Annotated in this window: 17 protein-coding genes; 2 read left to right on the plus strand and 15 right to left on the minus strand. The window is 43.3% G+C overall.

Annotated elements, in window-relative coordinates; translation table 11 throughout:
* Positions 1–16 precede the first annotated feature (16 nt).
* From CC90_RS0106855 to CC90_RS0106905, 10 genes are all read right to left on the minus strand, one after another.
* The gene (locus CC90_RS0106855; RefSeq protein ID WP_031390054.1) at positions 17–1042 is read right to left on the minus strand and encodes an RluA family pseudouridine synthase; all 1026 of its coding nucleotides are present in this window, start codon (positions 1040–1042) and stop codon (positions 17–19) included.
* Between the two features lie 83 nt (positions 1043–1125).
* Entirely contained in the window at positions 1126–1896 is a 771-nt protein-coding gene (locus tag CC90_RS0106860; RefSeq protein WP_031390055.1) for an SDR family NAD(P)-dependent oxidoreductase, read from the minus strand.
* 66 nt (positions 1897–1962) lie between these two features.
* Positions 1963–4047, minus strand: a complete 2085-nt coding sequence (locus CC90_RS0106865; protein ID WP_031390056.1) for a YgiQ family radical SAM protein — start codon at positions 4045–4047, stop codon at positions 1963–1965.
* A 37-nt stretch (positions 4048–4084) separates the two neighbouring features.
* Complete coding sequence (locus CC90_RS0106870; RefSeq protein WP_031390057.1) at positions 4085–4738, minus strand: HAD family hydrolase; 654 nt, start codon at positions 4736–4738, stop codon at positions 4085–4087.
* 296 nt (positions 4739–5034) lie between these two features.
* The gene (gene cax / locus CC90_RS0106880; RefSeq protein ID WP_031390058.1) at positions 5035–6081 is read right to left on the minus strand and encodes a calcium/proton exchanger; all 1047 of its coding nucleotides are present in this window, start codon (positions 6079–6081) and stop codon (positions 5035–5037) included.
* Positions 6082–6461: 380 nt separating this feature from the next.
* Positions 6462–6881, minus strand: a complete 420-nt coding sequence (locus CC90_RS0106885; RefSeq protein WP_081905966.1) for a transcriptional repressor — start codon at positions 6879–6881, stop codon at positions 6462–6464.
* Positions 6882–6967: 86 nt separating this feature from the next.
* Positions 6968–7108 (minus strand): FeoB-associated Cys-rich membrane protein, encoded by a 141-nt coding sequence (locus CC90_RS22190; RefSeq protein WP_035315224.1) that lies wholly within the window; start codon positions 7106–7108, stop codon positions 6968–6970.
* A gap of 65 nt (positions 7109–7173) precedes the next feature.
* Positions 7174–9384 carry a ferrous iron transport protein B gene (gene feoB / locus CC90_RS0106895; RefSeq protein WP_031390060.1) on the minus strand — a complete coding sequence of 737 codons (2211 nt, stop codon included), beginning with the start codon at positions 9382–9384 and terminating at the stop codon, positions 7174–7176.
* 92 nt (positions 9385–9476) lie between these two features.
* On the minus strand, positions 9477–9698 hold the full coding sequence (locus tag CC90_RS0106900; RefSeq protein WP_031390061.1) for a FeoA family protein: 222 nt from the start codon (positions 9696–9698) through the stop codon (positions 9477–9479).
* 34 nt (positions 9699–9732) lie between these two features.
* A complete protein-coding gene (locus tag CC90_RS0106905; protein ID WP_031390062.1) occupies positions 9733–9945 on the minus strand; it encodes a FeoA family protein in 213 nt (70 codons plus the stop codon).
* Between the two features lie 232 nt (positions 9946–10177).
* Between CC90_RS0106905 and CC90_RS0106910 the strand changes: the two genes are divergently transcribed.
* Complete coding sequence (locus CC90_RS0106910) at positions 10178–10537, plus strand: metal-dependent transcriptional regulator (RefSeq protein ID WP_031390063.1); 360 nt, start codon at positions 10178–10180, stop codon at positions 10535–10537.
* Between the two features lie 134 nt (positions 10538–10671).
* On the opposite strand, the gene eno is transcribed toward CC90_RS0106910, so the two are convergent.
* The 4 genes from eno to CC90_RS0106930 all read right to left on the minus strand — a co-directional run bounded on the left by eno (position 10672) and on the right by CC90_RS0106930 (position 16197).
* Positions 10672–11955: a phosphopyruvate hydratase gene (eno, locus tag CC90_RS0106915; protein ID WP_031390064.1), complete on the minus strand. Its 1284-nt coding sequence runs from the start codon at positions 11953–11955 to the stop codon at positions 10672–10674.
* Positions 11956–12176: 221 nt separating this feature from the next.
* Positions 12177–13811, minus strand: a complete 1635-nt coding sequence (locus CC90_RS0106920) for a spermidine synthase (protein WP_031390065.1) — start codon at positions 13809–13811, stop codon at positions 12177–12179.
* A gap of 127 nt (positions 13812–13938) precedes the next feature.
* Positions 13939–15438 (minus strand): transglutaminase domain-containing protein, encoded by a 1500-nt coding sequence (locus CC90_RS0106925; protein WP_031390066.1) that lies wholly within the window; start codon positions 15436–15438, stop codon positions 13939–13941.
* 51 nt (positions 15439–15489) lie between these two features.
* Positions 15490–16197, minus strand: coding sequence for a pseudouridine synthase (locus tag CC90_RS0106930; RefSeq protein WP_031390067.1), 708 nt, complete (start codon positions 16195–16197; stop codon positions 15490–15492).
* Between the two features lie 91 nt (positions 16198–16288).
* On the opposite strand from CC90_RS0106930, the gene CC90_RS0106935 reads away from it, so the two are divergent.
* Positions 16289–17296 carry a nucleoside recognition domain-containing protein gene (locus CC90_RS0106935; protein ID WP_031390068.1) on the plus strand — a complete coding sequence of 336 codons (1008 nt, stop codon included), beginning with the start codon at positions 16289–16291 and terminating at the stop codon, positions 17294–17296.
* On the opposite strand, the gene CC90_RS0106940 is transcribed toward CC90_RS0106935, so the two are convergent.
* Positions 17267–18616 (minus strand): N-acetylmuramoyl-L-alanine amidase family protein, encoded by a 1350-nt coding sequence (locus tag CC90_RS0106940; protein WP_031390069.1) that lies wholly within the window; start codon positions 18614–18616, stop codon positions 17267–17269. The genes CC90_RS0106935 and CC90_RS0106940 overlap by 30 nt on opposite strands.
* Between the last annotated feature and the right edge of the window lie 14 nt (positions 18617–18630).

Genomic DNA, 18630 nt, shown 5'->3' on the forward strand with positions numbered 1-18630 from the left:
TCATGCTCCAAAGTCATCATATCTGCTGCTTCTGCCCGTTTTCCTCCAAGGAATGAAATATCCGGGGTGTTCCCGCTGTAAAAATCCTTTTGCTAAGCTCGGCAAATTCTCCTTCGAGCTCAGGAAATTCTAGGCGGTATGCGTGCAGAAGCTGGTTTTTAATCTTATATTTTTTCTTATAGCTGTCGTTGAAACTCTTGTCTCCATACTTATAATCCCCCAAAAGAGGATGCCCAATGCTGGCAAGATGAGCTCTGATCTGATGCGTCTTTCCCGTAATCAGCTCTACTTCTAACAAGGTCTTATCTTCGAAAACTTTAAGGGGTTCATATTTCGTCTTAATGTAAGAAGATTTATCCTGAATTGGAGCAGGGCTTATTTTTACCGTATTTCTCTTCTCATCCTTAACCAGATAGCCTTCGATAAGAGAAGCCTTCCTTACTTTTCCCTTCACATAAAGTCTATAGAATTTATGAAGGTCTCTGTTTTTTAACAGCTCGCTCATTTTCTGGCTTCCTGGAAGCGTCTTGCCGCAGATTACCATTCCGCTGGTATTACGGTCTAAACGGTTGCATACCGAGGGTTTAAAGGTATGAAGATCCTCCCTCCTAATTTCTCCCTGATAAAGCATATATCCGATGAACCATTCATTTAAGGATAAATCTCCGGCCTCGGCCTTCTGAGTCAGTATTCCCTCGGGCTTATTAACAATCAGTATGTGATGGTTCTCATAAATGATTTCAAGCTCCTTATATTTATCGTATGCCGCTTCATATTCCGCTATTTCCTTATCAGGACACTCCTCGGAAATCAGCGGAGAGATTCCGGACATCTTATCCAAGGTTTCCTCCGAGAGGAAAAAGCGGATTTCGTCACCAATTTCCAGTTTTTCGCCTCCGGATGCCTTTTTGCCGTTTAATACAATATTTTTCTTGCGCAGCATTTTATAAATAAAGCTTCCGGGCGCTTCTTTTAAACATTTATGCAAATATTTATCAAGACGTTGCCCAGCCTCGTTTTCCTTTATTAATACATGCTTCATAACTATACTCCATGCTTTTTAATATTACTCACATTCGGCCAGATGTGCAAACTGACCTCGATACTGAATATTCCAACACTTAATTACTTTAACAAGCTCGTTATTCCTAACAGCCATGAATGAGGCATTGCTTTTGAAAGGACCTGAAATGCCTTTATAGGAAAACTGCATACGGACAACGCTTTTTTGTCATAGGAATCCAAAAGTGCTTCCTTTACTACCTTCTGGGTGCTGACCATCGTCCATTTCTTAATAGCCAGAGTAGAGCCTGACCTTTCGGCAATATCGAAAAATTCCGTCTCGACCGGCCCCGGGCATACCGCTGTTACCCATATTTTCTTACGCTTAAGCTCCTCTCTGAGCGCTCTGGAAAAGCTGAGAACATAAGCCTTACTGGCAGCATAAATCGCAAAATTCCTCTGAGGGAGAAATCCGGCGCTTGAGGCTATTTGAATGATACGGCTGTTCTTTCGCATATACGGAATGCAATAATAGGTCATCTCTGTCAACGCTTCACAGTTCACGGACAGCATTTCCAACTGTTCATCGATATCCAGCTTCTCAAACGGACCCATCAATCCAAAGCCCGCGCTGTTAATGAGTATTCGAACTGTGACATCCTCAATTTCGAGAATCTTTTTAAAAGCCCTCATGTCATTTTTATCCGATACGTCCATAGGGATTATCTTTGTAGGAATATCAAGCAGCCGCGCCAGCTCTGTAAGCCGTTCCTTTCGCCTGGCAATCAGCCAGAGTTCATCCATCCTATGCAGGATTCCGTCCAGCTGCATAGCGAACTCCTGTCCAATTCCTGAAGATGCTCCCGTAATGATTACAATATTTTTCTTACCCATAAATTCACTCCTTCTATTATTCACTCCGCACATATTTACTGTCATTCATAATATATAACGTTACCTTTATTTTTTCTTATGAACATTTCTGATGGTCGCTTTTTTCTTCGAGTTTGTAGCATTCGTATTTTTAGAATTAGAGCTTTTAATATTTGTATTTTTGTTATTTACATTTTTGTCATTCATATTTTGTATATTTGGATTTCTGGAACCCGTGCTTTTCTCATTCGGTTTTTTAACACCTGAAAAACTCAAATTACTGTTTTTTCCATGCCCTTTAGAACTGTTATCTTTCCGTACATATGCGCCGCTCCCGCCGGTCTGAGAATAAACCCTTCCTTTTTCCGGCACTGTCTGTCTCGGGCGAATCAGACATTTTTTATCGAAGCCGATCAAATCCTCTCTTCCGGCAGAAAGTAATGCTTCCCTTACAAGGTCGTAATTTTTCGGATTACGGTACTGGATCAAAGCCCTCTGCATAGCTTTCTCATGAGGATTTTTGCAAACATAAACGTTTTTTCCGTCCCGTGGATCTAGGCCCGTATAGTACATGACGGTGGAAACGGTGGATGGTGTGGGATAGAAATCCTGGACCTGCTCAGGCATATATCCCAAATCCCGCAAATACTCTGCCAGTTCTATTGCTTCTTTCAATGTTGAGCCCGGATGGGAGGACATCAGATAGGGTACCAGAAACTGCTTCTTTCCCAGTCGCTCGTTTATCTTGTTGTATTTTTTTACAAAGCGTTCGTACACCGCATTTTCCGGTTTTCCCATCTTGCTTAGGACAGCGTCGGAAATATGTTCCGGGGCCACCTTGAGCTGCCCGCTGACGTGATGCTCTACCAATTCCGAAAAAAAGGAGTCGTCATTGTCCGCCAGCAAATAATCGAAACGGATACCGGAGCGTATAAATACTTTTTTCATACCGGGAATTTTTCGAAGGTCCTGTAACAGTCCCAAATAATCACTGTGATCCACCGTAAGGTTTTTGCAGGGAGACGGAAATAAGCATTGCTTCGTCTTACATACACCATGCAAAAGCTGTTTTTCACAGGAGGGATGCCTGAAATTAGCGGTAGGACCGCCTACGTCATGGATGTATCCCTTAAAGTCGGGCTCCTTTGCAAGTGCTTCAGCTTCCGTCACTATGGATTCATGACTCCTCGCCTGTACTGTCCTTCCCTGATGAAAGGTGAGCGCGCAGAAATTGCAGCCCCCGAAGCAGCCTCTATTGCTGATCAGGGAGAACTTTATTTCGGAAATGGCCGGCACTCCTCCCTTTTCTTCATAAGACGGATGATAGGTCCTTTGATAAGGCAAGTCGTAAACGTAGTCCATCTCTTCCATAGTAAGAGGCTTCGCAGGAGGGTTCTGTACCACATAAATACCGTTGGGATATCCTTCTATTAAATATTTGCCCGTAAAGGGATCTGTATTTTCGTATTGGAGGGCGAAGCTGTCTGCATATTTCGTCTTGTCCGCTTTCATTTCTGCGTAGCAAGGAAGTTCTATCTTGTCATAAACTCCCGATATATCTTTTGTTTTATATACCGTTCCCTGAATAAAGGTGATGTCTTTTATATCGATTCCGCTGTTTAGGGCATCTGCAATCTCTATAACAGAATGCTCTCCCATGCCGTAGGATATCAAATCCGCCTGAGAATCCAACAGAACAGAGCGTTTAAAGCTATCCGTCCAGTAATCGTAATGAGCCAGCCTTCTCAAACTGGCTTCGATTCCTCCAATAATAATGGGAATCTCCTTGTAGGTTCTGCGAATCAGGTTGCCGTATACTGCCGTGGCATGGTCGGGTCTTTTATAAGGCTCACCGCCGGGGGTATATGCATCGTTCGGGCGATGCTTCTTAGATACAAAATAATGATTTACCATAGAATCCATGTTGCCGGCGGATATGAGAAAAGCCAGCCTCGGCTCTCCAAGCACCGCGATGCTTTTATCGTCCTTCCAGTCAGGTTGGGCTATTATTCCTACGGTATAGCCGTTGGCTTCCAAAATACGGCCGATAACAGCATGCCCGAAGGATGGATGGTCCACATAGGCGTCTCCCGTCACATAGACGAAATCTAACCGCCCAATGCCCCGTTCTATTAAATCTTCTTTTGATATGGGTAAAAATCCGTTGGTCAAATTTGTTCTCCTATCCAAATAGCTATTCGAAATCCCTTTAATAAAGGGAAGAAAAATCTGTATAATCTTTGATATAATAATCAGCCAGTTCTTTTTTCTCAGCTCTTATTGCCTCGGAGTAGGCATCCTCTACAGCGCATACTTTCATTCCCGCCGCTTTGCCTGCTAAGATTCCCGGAATAATGTCCTCGAATACGAGACAGCGGGAGGGATCAACCTTGAGCGCGTCCGCCACTGCCAGATAAATGTCAGGAGCCGGCTTTCCTTTTTCTACGTCACAGCCGGTCATAATACAGTCGAAATAGTGTTCCAACCCATGTACAGCGGCTACGTTCATAACCAGTTCTCTGGAATTGCTGGTTGCGATTCCCAATTTAATATCATTGGCTTTGCAATAGGCTAGAAAAGAATCCGCACCGTTTTTTAGAGGAACTTCATAGCTGTATTTGTTCCATGCCATTTCATTCCAGTCATCCTTTATCTTTTGAAGCGGATCAGAAATTTGAAAACGCTCCTTGAAAAAATGCGCAGTCTCGCTGAAGCTCTTTCCTTCTATTTCATATTGCAGGTTATCAGGAAGTGCTATTCCAAACCTCCCTAAATACTCGATATCGATTTGTTCCCATATCCACATGGAATCCACCAGTGAACCGTCCAAATCGAAAATAACCGCATCTATATCTTGTAACATCATATTTTATAAACCTTTCTTTTTCAGCCGTTCTCTTTTTTAATATGCTTTCGCAAATAAGGCCGAATCCATCCATTTATTCATCATAATATCATACCATATCTCAGGCAAATGCGCACGTGATACTTTTACTGGTTCAGCTTGTATAAAATAAGCCTGCAGCAACAAAGCGGCATGTGCTCCGAAGAGGAACACATCGCCGCTTATTATGTAATAAGAACACTTTCCTATTACATTAAAAAGGGCGGGAAATTATCCCGCCCGAATTATTGAAATCAAAAAATCTGCTTTATTATTTACAGAATAAAGAATCCAACCGCTGCGATAATGTAAACGGATATGAGCTTTAAGCCCTCCATCCAGTCGGTTCTTCCTGCCTTTACGATATGATTTACAATAAATACACTGGCCGCGAACAAGAATATCTCTTCTACCTTAAAAATAATGCTCATCGGTGTATCCGCAATAAAGAGACTCATGATTACGGAAATCGGAATTACAAACAAGACAATCTGCAAACTGGAACCCACTGCAATTTCTATGGAAATGTCCATTTTATTCTTCAGAGCCATGATAACTGCCGTGCTGTGCTCTGCCGCGTTACCTACGATAGGAATCAGGATAATTCCGACGAACATCTCAGAAATACCTACTGCCGCCGTCATAGGCTCGATGCTTGCAACTAAAAGTTCAGATTCAATTGCTATTAAAATAGTAGCTACTGCAAGAACGGTAATGCTTATGGGAAGATTCCACTCTGCCTCTTCTTCCTCTTCCATTCCCTCGTACAAATCATTCTGTCCTTTGAAGGAATATACAACGCCTACGACATAAGTACAAAGCATGATAACACTCGTAATAATACTGAAGTTCTCATACTTGGAAACGATGATGTTTTCAGGTAATTTTGACATAAAAATTGCCGGCATAGCAAGCGCTGCTACTGCAAAAAGCAGCATGGTTGCCGTAGAGCGACCAACCTTCGCATCGTATTTCAATACCTTGTGCTTAAGACCGCCCGCTAAAATGCTGCAGCCCAAAACCAACAATATATTTCCCAATACGGAGCCTGCCAAAGTAGCCTTTACTACTTCAAACAATCCCGCGCGAATTGAAAAGAAACTGATGATAAGCTCCGTGGCGTTACCAAATGTTGCATTCAGGAAACCACCAGCCTTAGGGCCGGTAAAAACTGCAATTGACTCGGTAGCATTTCCCAAATATCCCGCTAAAGGAATAATAGAAATACAAGTTAAAATGAACATAGTGGTTGCGCTCCAGTTCATAAAATATCCTATAAAGGACAACGGAACGCAGATTAATAAAAATCTTAGATACTTCATACTTTTCAACCTCGCCTTACCTAATATTTTGTTAAAACTATAATAGAATGATGCAATAATCGGTAAGGAAAAGCTCATCCTTATCTCATTGCCAACGCGATAAATTATAACCTCGAAAAGAAATAAAATCAACAAAATAAATTAAAATTAGCAACTTTTTAACATTAATTTTGTCTATTCTATCTTTTTCGATAATCAGGCACATTTGTAAACCGTATAAATATATGATTTATCTTTCTTTTTTGATATCCCATTTGTAAGATATGTGTAATTGATACAAATGATATCCTAATTGTATATACTGTCCAACAAATTTTTTCACAATATCGGGGGATGTTGTAATAGAGGGGCTTTCCTATTACAGAAAAAAGCGGAATGAATCAACATTCCGCTTTTTCGCATTCACAAGGCTTTATAGTAATAGATTTAATTTTCTGGTTCGTCATATAACCGCAGATACTAAGTCCTGCCTGAATGACCGAGTTCCATTTCTTCGCAGAAAGATGGTAGGTCGTATCATCCTCTAACACCACCACGCACGCATCCTCCATGACGCAATGCTCCGAATACGAAACCTTATACATATTTTTCCGACTGATCGCTCCAATTTCCTCCAAGACATTCACCATCCTGTAAACGGTAGCAGTGCCTATCTGGTTATCTATTTTTACCGCCTTATAGAAAATATCCTTACAGCTGGAGCACTCGTTCTCCAAAATAATATCGATCAAAGTAAGCCGTTGCTTCGTAATTCTGCACCCCCGCTCCCGCAGGCTGTCTATAATCATCTCACGCTGCATCCGCGTCCTGTGATAGCTTCTGGAATCAGGGATTTTTCTCTTTTCAGGATTGGTTCTGTCAACTGTCACTTACGTACCTCCATCTTTTACTGCCCGCAATGGCCTCCGCAATGTTTGCAGTCTCCGCCGCATTGTATTGATTTACCGTTCTTTTTATCGTGTATCATGCTCCCTATAGCGGCTGCCGTCAAGCAAAGCACAATCCCGCCGACAATAATTGTTCCCATATATCGAACACTTCCTTTCTGTACAATCTGAACCTAAACATAAGCACAAATTTTGTAAATAGGTTTTATTTTGCCCGGGCAAAGTTCTTCGTATCCAGCTTTAGGGAACTGCTTTCCTTATATGGTCTGAACAGCAGATAAATAAACCCTAAGAAGAACAGCAGATAAATAAACCCTAAGAAGAACAGCAAGGCAACAACTGTTAATATACCGAAAGAACCGGTGGTAAAAAGCGTACCGAACTGGTAAACGCACATGGATACAACATACGCAAGGGCCGTCTGATATCCGATGGCGAACCAGAACCATTTCGCATTGTTCATCTCTCTCTTGATCGCTCCCATAGCTGCGAAGCAGGGTGCGCACAAAAGGTTGAACACGAGGAAGGAATATGCAGCTATTGCTGTCATGCTGCCTGCCAGTGTACCCCAGATTTCCGTACCGTCTTCAGCCACTTCAGCAAAGCCGAACAGAATACCGAAGGTTCCTACTACGTTCTCCTTGGCCACAAGACCTGTAATTGCTGCAACTGCGGATTTCCAGTCGCCCCATCCGAGAGGGATGAATATCCAGCTAACAAGACTTCCGATACTTGCAAGGATGCTATGGTCGATTTCCATATCCTCGAGCATTCTAAACTGTCCGTCCACCCATCCAAAGAAGGTGGTAAACCATACCACAATGGTAGATAAAAGAATGATCGTTCCGGCCTTTTTAATGAAGGACCAGCCTCTCTCCCACATGCTTCTAAGTACGTTTCCTACCGTGGGCATATGATAAGACGGGAGCTCCATAACGAAGGGAGCAGGGTCCCCTGCGAACATTTTTGTTTTCTTAAGAATGATACCGGAGCAGATAATTGCAGCGATACCTACGAAGTAAGCGCTGGGAGCCACCCACCATGCGCCTCCAAACAAAGCTCCTGCAATCAAGGCAATAATAGGAAGCTTTGCGCCGCAGGGAATAAAGGTCGTGGTCATGATAGTCATTTTTCTGTCACGGTCATTCTCTATTGTACGGGATGCCATAACTCCCGGCACGCCGCAGCCGGTTCCGATAAGCATAGGTATGAAAGATTTGCCGGAAAGTCCGAATTTACGGAAAATCCTATCCATGATAAAAGCAACTCGCGCCATATATCCGCAAGCTTCCAAAAAAGCGAGAAAGATGAACAGCACTAACATCTGAGGCACAAAGCCGAGTACTGCGCCTACACCGGCTACGATTCCATCTAAAATCAGCCCATGAAGCCAATCCGCACACCCTATTGCCGTCAGTGCAGAATCGAGTAATATAGGAATTCCAGGTACTTCCAAGCCGAATAAGCTCCAGCCTTCGCCGAATAGTCCATCATTCGCCCAATCGGTGGCCCATGTTCCCACCGTAGTAACGGACACATAATAAACAATGAACATTACCACTGCAAAAATAGGCAGAGCGAGAATACGATTCGTTACAATCCTGTCAATTTTATCAGAAATTGTCAGACTGTCCTTTCTGCCCTTCGTATAACACTCTCCGATAATGGAGGAAATATAGACATATCTTTCGTTGGTAATGATACTTTCCGTATCGTCGTCAAATAACTTCTCTATTTGCTCGATCTCCTTCGATATATCGGGCACAAGTTTCATCTGACTCTGTATTTTATCATCCTTTTCCAATAGCTTAATGGCAAAGAAACGCTTCTGTTCTTTCACAATATCGCTTCCCAGCTTCTGTTCTACAACATCCAGAACACTTTCTACCTCGGGTGCAAATTTGTGTACGGGTATGGCAATGTTTTTTTGGTTTGCGAGTGTTATCGCCTTTTGCGCCGCTTTTTCGATGCCGGTTCCCTTTAATGCGGAAATTTCCACGACCTCACAGCCCAGCTTCTTGCTCAGCCTGTCTATATGTATTCTATCACCATTTTTCTCTACGATGTCCATCATATTTACGGCCATGATTACGGGAATGCCAAGTTCCATAAGCTGTGTGGACAAATATAGGTTTCTTTCAATATTAGTTCCGTCTACGATATTGAGAATTGCATCCGGTCTTTCCCCAATCAGATAATTTCTGGCAACTACTTCTTCCAAAGTGTAGGGAGAAAGGGAATAGATGCCGGGAAGGTCCATAATAATAACATCCTTATGCCCTTTCAGCTTTCCTTCCTTTTTCTCTACCGTAACGCCCGGCCAGTTTCCTACAAATTGATTGGAACCGGTCAGCGCATTAAATAATGTGGTCTTACCGCAGTTCGGATTACCTGCTAACGCAATCTTAATAGACATATTCTTCCTCTTTCTGCTTTACAGCAAATCATTATTCGTTCCGTTTGATATTTCTACCTTTCATTAGTTATCACTAACTCCTGAGCAAAAAATTATTCCACCGAAATCATCTCGGCATCAGCCTTACGCAAGGACAACTCATAACCTCTCACCATGACCTCTATCGGATCGCCAAGAGGAGCTACCTTTCTTACGAAAATATCCACGCCCTTCGTAATCCCCATATCCATGATACGCCTCTTTACCGGGCCTTCTCCTGTCAGCTTCGTTACCTTTACCGTTTCGCCGCACGAAACATCTTTTAATGTCTTCATTATTTCTCCTTCTCCCATTCTATAATTACAATTCTTAATTCACCATGATTTTAATCGCCATATCTTTGCCGATAGCAACTCTGGAATCCTTAACGTTGACAATCATATTGCCGCCGATTTCAGATACTACGGTCACTATGCCGCCTGTTACAAAGCCGAGGTTTTCTAAAAATCTCCGAGTTTCTTCCTTGCCGCCGATTTTACGTATTACATTAGGTTCTCCTGCTTTTACCATTGTTAAGGGCATCGCTCATCCTTCTTTCTCGTTGTATTTTAAGTGATTTTGATAATTATTTTCATTACGTTCTTTCATAGTTAGTATATTCTAACTTAAAACGGTTGTCAAGATTTTTGTATGTACTTTTTATAATTTGCCGTTTTTGGTGACATATGCTATACTAATAACAATCTGGCAGGAAACTTCGATATCTTATTTTCATCTTATTTCATTAAATTTCGTAAAAATTGAGGTAAAAATTATGCATATAAACGAATCAGCAGAAAATTATTTGGAAACTATTTTAATACTCAGCAAATCTCATCCTGTGGTGCGTTCCGTGGATATAGCAGAGGAACTTGGTTTCAAGAAGTCCAGCGTCAGCGTCGCGATGAAAAACCTGCGTGAAAAAGAATATATCACCGTATCGAAGGAGGGTTTCATTCAGCTTACCGCAGCAGGCCGGAAAATAGCCGATATCATATATGAGCGCCACGAACTGCTCTCCTCCTGGCTGGTGAGACTTGGCGTGGATAAAAAGATTGCTGCTGACGACGCCTGCCGTATCGAGCACGTAATCAGCACCGAAAGCTTTGAAGCTATCAAGCAGTACATTAAATAGCAAACGTATGCAAACTATAAAAAACAATAAATCAGTAACGAAACAGAGCCCATAAAAAATCCGCACTTGCTTAAGCCGAGTGCGGATTTTCATATCTTAGAAATATTTTATATCGTTGCAACAAGCAATCGAAGTTAAAAAGCGTCGAAACCGGGATATACAGCACTTGCTCCAAGCTCTTCCTCAATACGAAGCAATTGGTTATACTTCGCAACTCTCTCGCTTCTGCTGGGCGCGCCGGTCTTGATCTGACAAGTATTCAGTGCTACCGCCAAATCGGCAATCGTCGTATCCTCTGTTTCTCCGGAGCGATGAGAAGAAATTGCAGTATAGCCTGCCTTGTGTGCCATCTTAATAGCTTCCAGAGTCTCCGATACGGAACCGATCTGATTTAACTTAATGAGGATGGAGTTGCCGCAGCCGAGGCTGATACCTTTTTTAAGGCGCTCAGTATTGGTTACGAATAAGTCATCACCTACCAACTGTACCTTATCTCCAAGCTCCTTGGTCATAATCTGCCAGCCTTCCCAGTCCTCTTCATCCAAACCGTCCTCGATGGAATAAATAGGGTACTTTTCACAAAGTTCCTTCCAGTGAGCCACTAATTCTACGGAGGTGAACTTCTTTCCATTCTTGGGAAGCACATACTCTCCTTTTTTATCACCCTTCCATTCGCTGGAAGCCGCATCCATAGCCAGTACAAAATCCTTGCCCGGTTCATAGCCTGCCGCCTTTACCGCCTCGAGAATATATTCAATCGCTTCCTCATCGCTTGCCAGATCAGGAGCAAATCCACCTTCGTCGCCCACGGAGGTAGCCAGTCCTTTCTTCTTGAGTAACGATGCCAACACGTGGAACACCTCCGTACATTGGCGAAGCCCCTCTTTGAAGCTGCTTGCGCCCACGGGCATAATCATGAATTCCTGAACGTCCACAGTGTTCGCTGCATGAGCGCCGCCGTTTAAAATATTCATCATAGGCACAGGAAGCCTGTTGCTGTTAACACCGCCGAGGAAACGGTAAAGCGGAATATCGAGCGCAACCGCCGCCGCCCTCGCACATGCAATTGAAACAGCCAGTATAGCATTGGCTCCAAGATTAGACTTATCCTTCGTACCGTCCGCCTTTATCATCGCCGCATCCACTCCGTAGATATCCGAAGCGTCCATTCCTTTTAAGGTATCGTTAATTACCGTGTTGATATTATGTACTGCCTTAAGAACGCCTTTTCCTCCAAAACGGCTCTTGTCTCCGTCACGCAGCTCCAGAGCCTCGAACTCTCCCGTGGAAGCTCCGCTGGGCGCTGTCCCTCTGCCCACAGTACCGTCGAACAGATACACCTCCGCTTCTACGGTGGGATTTCCTCTTGAGTCGATAATTTCACGTCCTATTACTTTTTCAATTTCCAAATAATTCATATCCTTAACCATTCCTTTCCCTTGGAGGGATTCCCCCTTTTGCCTTTGCGACTATGTTTATGAGGTTTCGAATAATATAGATAAGGCAAAAGGAGTTGTCCATGATTTATTCGCAATTAGTTAGCGAGAACTAACCACGTATATTATTATAACAATAACTTAATAAAATTACAAGATAATATAAAGCATTTTTATGGAAAATAATTCTCAATATCCATAAGCTACATCTGATTCAGCAATCCGGAAATACCCTGCTCTTTAAAAATTTTCTTATAATAACCGATTTCATCCTGAATCAACCCGTCAATCACACTCATTCCAAGCAACTCCACCGGAGCTTTATCATCAGTCAGAAGATATTCCCCCCTTTCATAAGCCGTAAGCCCGGCATCAACTACCCTCATCATAGCCGCCAGCTCTTCGTTGTCAATTTCAACAGCATAGTCACTATTATCCGCGGCATTTCCATCAGCACCCGCTTTCAAATATCCCGTCGCATCTTCATTTAATGTAGCAAAAAGTTCCCTGTTAGTAGCCCCGTTTACATTTACCGTATATACATGGGGGAAAACGTTCGCGATAGTATCCGAAAGATAATCGTTAATATTACCTTCCTCCTCCGAATGCATATTCATATTTACCACCATTACTCCATTATCCTTCAAATGCTCCTTTACCATAGTGAAAAACTCTATGGAAGACATCTGGAAAGGAATCGTAATATCCTGATAAGCATCTACCATGATGACATCGTATTTGTCGTCTATTGCCTGAAGATAAGCGCGGCCGTCGTAAGTAGTTACGTTGACCGTATCGGGCAATTCAAAATATTCTCTCGCCAAATCTGTAATCTTTTGGTCGATTTCCACGCCCTCTATCTTTATGCTGTCAAAATACTTCATGCACTGTTTGGCATAAGTTCCGGTTCCCATTCCAAGAATCAGTATATCCCCTTCCCCGTTCTCAGCAATACCTGCCATGACGGGAGCTGCAAGGGCATAATCGTAATACATCCCGGTAAGGGAGTCGTCTTTTTTCATGATGGACTGAACACCGAACAGCACATTCGTGGAAAGGATAACGCTTTCATCCGTCTCCTTTACCTGCAAATAGTTGTAGATGGATTCTCCTTCATAAACCAGATTCTTTTCCCAAAAAGCAAAACTGTCTGAATTCCCGAAGATACCGCATAGAATAAAAAGAGCTGTTGCTGCTGCACAGACTTTTCCTTTTTTCTTCTTACTGAAAAAATAGATCAGACCTAAAACCAGAAGAATTCCTGAAAATATCAAAAAGGTGATGGAGGTGCCAACCGCCGGAATGGTCACAAAAGTAGGCAGGAAGGTTCCAATAATGCTTCCGATGGTATTGAAGGCACTTAAGGTTCCTACGGTTTTTCCGCTGTCATCCAAGCTCTCCACCGTATATTTTACTAACGACGGTGTTACCGTTCCGAGTAAAAACAGCGGAAAAACGAAGATGACCATACAGGCGATGAAACCCGCCAAAATCAAAAAGTTATTATTTACCGTAAGTACCAGCACCGCCGATATAGCGAGTATGATATATTTGCCCACAAGCGGAATTGCCGCAATCCAAATAGCTGCGATAATCAATCGCATATACAGTTTGTCCGGATCCGGATTCTTATCCGCACTTCGCCCTCCCCATATATTTCCTAAAGCCATGGCAATCATAATAGTTCCTATAATAATTGTCCAAACGATCTGAGAGGAGCTGAAATAAGGCGCCAGCAGCCTGCTTGCTCCCAGTTCTACTGCCATTACTGCAGTTCCTGCAAAGAATTCCGTCATATAAAGATAATATTTATTTTTCAAAATGTTTCTTGTCCCCATGTTGTCTCCTGCTTCCTCTTTCTTTCCATTTATCTCTTTTTATTTGTGCCTTAATCTCTCAGGCCTTCGCCTTTTATTCCGGAACCTTTTCATTGACCATATCACGTACTCCTCTATAAAACAAACGTTAATAATTTACCGTTATATTGTGAGTCAACAGTATATTTCCTCCTGAAAGCTCTTCCGCCTGAATGTCCACTTGACAGGAGGACGCATTCAGCTCCGATAGAACCTGATTCATATAAGCATCGGCATATGCACCGCTGTTATAAGAGTCGTAGCATTGCGTCCATAGATCGGCGCTGTTTACTACGCTCTGGAACTGAACGGAACCGCCGCTTTGCATGATGTTATAATAACAGTTCTGATAATAATCCTCCAAGCCGGTAAGAACTGCGTCCGGGGAAAATCCGGCATCCTCCAGACTTCGCTTACCGCTGCCTGACGCGGTCTGTACATTATTTTCCGGGGCTTGGTATTTTTGTCCGTTGCAGGCGGGTAAATACACGGACAAATCCTCTCTTGCATGAGTAGCGGCAAAATCCCCATCGGTTTTATTGAAATAATCATAGGTATTGGGGTCCGTATCGTCCCAAGTGGAATCCACATTATAGAACCCGTCGTCCAGCACGATAATATTCCATGCATGATTTTGCCCTGCGTAGCCCGTACAGTAATAGCAAGGGACTCCAAGCTGCTTCATCAAATATTGGAACGCCCGCGCATAGCCCGCACATACCGTCTGATCATTTACCAACGCGCTGTAAGCTGTCTGATTGAGAGGGGCATCCAAGTTATACCGGATTCTATCCAGCAAGGTATCGTGAACATATACCTCTTTTTCGTAGTCGCTTCCCATGCTTCTGGCGCCGTTTAAGATTTCTTCGGCCGCCTGGTCAAACTCGGTTTCAGACGCCGAAAGGTTATCTGCGGTCTCGTTAAACTGCAGGACAATCTGCAGACAGATGCCATCTGCGGAAAACTTGCCCCGGTAAGCACAGTCCAGCCAAAAAATTTCAGGGTGGTCATTGAATACCGCCATGAAAACGTTCTTAAGCTGTACCGTCCCTACCTTCTCCACCGGCGTGAATATCCCATTTAAAGAAATCGCATTGGCATATATCTGACGGTAGAGCTTTTGCAGCGGCGTATCCAGCATACCGTAATAAGGATAAAATTTCGTATCGAAGGTCAAGCTGTCACCGGTCTCACCATAAGTAAGCTGGTTTTCTAAATCCTTCGCTTCTTTATCGTCAATCTGTTCATTCGTGTCCTGAACAGGAACATATCCGCTTTTATCCGCAACCCTTGCCGGAGCCTCCACTACAGATTTTTCCGGCGGAACGTAAGAACCTTCTTGTGCTGCTTCTTCTTTTCCTATTTCCGAAATGTCCCGTAGCAGTTCATCCGAAGTATAAGTATGCCTGTCTCCCGCCGCATCCGATACCGACAGTCCTTTGGGTGCCCCCTCTTCCCGAAGAGCTGCCTGCGGTAAAATGTTATGTGCATACAAAAAATTTGAGAGATTATCCGAAAAGTCAGCATTAAATGCGCCTATAATAATAATCAGGCTTAAAAGGGAAAGTATTCCTAATAGCAGATATAACAGTTTCTTAATATACTTCATCCTTTTTCCCCGCGTATCTTCTAAAGTAGATTAAATATCACAGCTCATGATTTATATACTTTTTTGCTTCAGTTCTTGTATTTCTTCCTGCGTCAGTTCCCGATACTCTCCCGGCTTCAGTTCTTCATCTAACCTCAGGCTTCCCACGGAGACTCTCTTTAAATATAAGACGTTATTATCCACTGCATTTATCATACGCTTTACCTGGTGGAATTTCCCTTCCGTAATCGTCAGATAAATACATTTATCAGGTAGCAGTTCCACCGACGCGGGACGGGTGCGTTCCTCTTCTCCGATGTCCACGCCCGCCTCCAGCAAGCACACGTCTTCCGCTGTAAGAGGGTGTTCCAGTATCACAAAGTAGACTTTTTTTACATGTTTTTTCGGGGAGAGCAAATCGTGAGCCAAAGCGCCGTCGTTAGTCATGAGCAGGAGTCCCTCTGTATCCTTATCCAGCCGTCCTACCGGAAATAAGTCTACATAGCCGGTGTCCTTTAAAAGATCCGTTACTGTGGCGCTTAAGTTATCCTTAGTAGCAGACACTACGTCCTTTGGCTTATTCAGCATATAATATACATACTTTCTGTAACGGAAAGACTCTCCCCTAAAAGCGACCTCATCCTTATTTTCATTCACTTTTGTTTCGGGTTTGGTTATAGTTTCACCGTTTACCGTCACTAGGCCCTGCTTTAAATAAAGCTTCACCTGACTTCGGCTTCCGATGTTCATTTCACACAAAAATTTATCCAAACGCAGCATTTCTTTTCCTCAGACTTTCTTCCCTTCTTATTTCCCGCACCCTCACATATAACTGTAATATACCTCATTTTTTAAATCCGCGGTGATATTTTTGAAAAAAAAATTGAAAACTTTTCTGCTCACAATATTTTTCTTCTTTTTAACGCTACTGCTTTTGGTCTTTCCAACGGAAAGCCTTTCCTACTCCTTTATCGGATTACAGCTATGGTTCAACAGAATGATACCTACCCTTTTGCCGTTTATGATTCTGACCGGAATTATGATCCGCCTGAATTTGACGGAAAGCTTCGTACGCGCATTAAGCCCTGTTTTAAAGCCTCTGCTGTCCATCAGCCTTAACGGTATTTATGCGTTGGTCATCGGCTTTTTATGCGGCTTTCCCATGGGAGCTAAGGTCATTGCCGATTTACTTTCCAGAGGCAAGCTGTCGCAAAAGGAGGCGCAGTTTTTGTTGTCCTTTTGCAACAATATAGGCCCCATTTATTTCATGAGCTTCGCACTCCCCGTTCTCGGCTTGCAAAAAAAAGCCCCTTATCTATTCGGGATGTACGGACTTCCTCTTCTATACGGAATCATTTTAAGGCATACCCTCTATAAAAATATGACACCTGTTGAAGAGAGACGGCGGCCACCCTCCGGGAGTCGGCAGACATCTTTTAAAACACCTCTGATGGTGCTGTCCGCTGCCGAATCAAAGCAGACGGACACCCTTTTAGACGCGCTGGACGATTCCATCATGTCCAGCCTGTACGGTATCTCTAAGCTGGGCGGCTATATGGTACTGTTTAACCTGCTGAATTTAATACCACAGTTCTTTCTGTACAACAAATACTTATATGGAATACATATTTGTGCCCTTTTAAACTGCCTGTTGGAAATCACAAGTGGAATAAGCCGCATGGGAAACTGCGCACCTCTGGTTGTCCTGCTCCTTCTGCCCTTTGGGGGCTTTTCCTGTATCGCCCAGACATACAGCATGATTAAAGATACCGCGCTGTCCCTGAAAAGCTATGTCCTGCATAAGCTGGCTTTGAGCGCGGTCACGGCTCTTTACTACGGTATATGGCTCCTATTTTCTCCGTCTACGTTTCTTCTTTGAGCGTGAAGAAATCAAGATCATAGTAAAGGAAAAGAGCACGAATAAAATAGCAATGCAAATAAAAATGACTTGAAGGAAATAAGTTACCGTTATCTCTTTTTCTTCCTTCTGAGCCTTTTTCTTCGAACCGTCATCCTGCTGTACTTGTGTCGTTCCCACAGAGGCATTCTCTTCCCCACCCGCAACTGAGCTTTCTCCCATATTGCTTGCCTCTACGGCCTCCTGCGCATCAGTCTCTCCATAAATTAAGGAAGACAGGTGTATATGATTGCTTTCGGTGAATTTGTCAAAGAGATTATACGCATTCACTACGATTTCAGGAAGTGTGCCGGAAGGCACATTCATAGTAAAGCGTATGGTATCCTCTCCATCTTCCCATTTCTGCAAACCGGAAAAAGTGACTCCTCCGTCATAGCTATAGGAATAATAGAGCATAGAACTATCGTAATCCTGTGCGGAAAGGGCCACGGTAACATCCCCGTTCTCCTCGTTCACATCCTTCACATCGATGATACAGATATCCGGTTCCGTATCGTCAGGCTTTACGGGAGCGGTAGGAACAGGTATCTCCACATTTTGATAGCTGCCGTAATCTACGCCAAGAACCTTTGAGCTCAGCCCGTAATATTTGGCAACTGCAGTCGCATCCAAGACACCGAACTTTTCCAATTTTTCCTGAGAGTTATAAAATTCTTTATCATTTTCCTGATCCAAATGGCAATGCTCGATGAGGGCGGCCGGCAGGTCATTTTCCGTAGCATGGCGAAGAATTCCGTAATAATCCGTGTCTTTGTCATTTAATTTCGTCTTAATTCCTCTGGAATAAAGCCCCATTTCTTTCAACATGTCCATTTCTATGCTGGCAAAGGTATAACCCTTCTGGTATTCGTTATCAAAGGCGGAAACCCACACCTCCGCTCCAAATAAATCATGCTTTACGGACATATTAAAATGCAGACAGAATAAAAAATCTGCATTCACGGACTTTGCAAAATCCACTCTCTCCTCGAGGGTCATATCCTTATCCCCTTCCCTCGTCAGATAAACGGTGATTCCCTCATATTTCTCAAGCTCTGCCTTCATGGCTTTCGCCACCGTCATAGTCATGTACTTTTCTGTATACTTCTCGTATTCTGCTCCCAGGTTCTCTCCGCCGTGTCCCGGATCCAGCACTACCACAACAGGGGGCTTCTCCTGCGGGATTTCAGCCGTCTGAGCGGCCCCCGCCTCCTGCTGGTCAGGCTGTGCGCCGTAGACGTTTGAGCTTCCGCCAAAGAATAGCAGGACTCCGACTAAGACATATAACGCTGTTTTTCTCATTACCGTTTCCTCCA

This window comes from Kineothrix alysoides, from assembly GCF_000732725.1.
Taxonomy (GTDB): domain Bacteria; phylum Bacillota; class Clostridia; order Lachnospirales; family Lachnospiraceae; genus Kineothrix; species Kineothrix alysoides.

Excerpts from the sequence above, each read along its gene's own strand:
- CC90_RS0106855 (WP_031390054.1), bottom strand. The coding sequence starts at position 1,042 with ATGAAGCATGTATTAATAAAGGAAAACGAGGCTGGGCAACGTCTTGAT.
- CC90_RS0106860 (WP_031390055.1), bottom strand. The coding sequence starts at position 1,896 with ATGGGTAAGAAAAATATTGTAATCATTACGGGAGCATCTTCAGGAATT.
- CC90_RS0106870 (WP_031390057.1), bottom strand. The coding sequence starts at position 4,738 with ATGTTACAAGATATAGATGCGGTTATTTTCGATTTGGACGGTTCACTG.
- cax (WP_031390058.1), bottom strand. The coding sequence starts at position 6,081 with ATGAAGTATCTAAGATTTTTATTAATCTGCGTTCCGTTGTCCTTTATA.
- CC90_RS0106885 (WP_081905966.1), bottom strand. The coding sequence starts at position 6,881 with ATGCAGCGTGAGATGATTATAGACAGCCTGCGGGAGCGGGGGTGCAGA.
- CC90_RS22190 (WP_035315224.1), bottom strand. The coding sequence starts at position 7,108 with ATGGGAACAATTATTGTCGGCGGGATTGTGCTTTGCTTGACGGCAGCC.
- feoB (WP_031390060.1), bottom strand. The coding sequence starts at position 9,384 with ATGTCTATTAAGATTGCGTTAGCAGGTAATCCGAACTGCGGTAAGACC.
- CC90_RS0106900 (WP_031390061.1), bottom strand. The coding sequence starts at position 9,698 with ATGAAGACATTAAAAGATGTTTCGTGCGGCGAAACGGTAAAGGTAACG.
- CC90_RS0106905 (WP_031390062.1), bottom strand. The coding sequence starts at position 9,945 with ATGCCCTTAACAATGGTAAAAGCAGGAGAACCTAATGTAATACGTAAA.
- CC90_RS0106910 (WP_031390063.1), top strand. The coding sequence starts at position 10,178 with ATGCATATAAACGAATCAGCAGAAAATTATTTGGAAACTATTTTAATA.
- eno (WP_031390064.1), bottom strand. The coding sequence starts at position 11,955 with ATGAATTATTTGGAAATTGAAAAAGTAATAGGACGTGAAATTATCGAC.
- CC90_RS0106920 (WP_031390065.1), bottom strand. The coding sequence starts at position 13,811 with ATGGGGACAAGAAACATTTTGAAAAATAAATATTATCTTTATATGACG.
- CC90_RS0106925 (WP_031390066.1), bottom strand. The coding sequence starts at position 15,438 with ATGAAGTATATTAAGAAACTGTTATATCTGCTATTAGGAATACTTTCC.
- CC90_RS0106930 (WP_031390067.1), bottom strand. The coding sequence starts at position 16,197 with ATGCTGCGTTTGGATAAATTTTTGTGTGAAATGAACATCGGAAGCCGA.
- CC90_RS0106940 (WP_031390069.1), bottom strand. The coding sequence starts at position 18,616 with ATGAGAAAAACAGCGTTATATGTCTTAGTCGGAGTCCTGCTATTCTTT.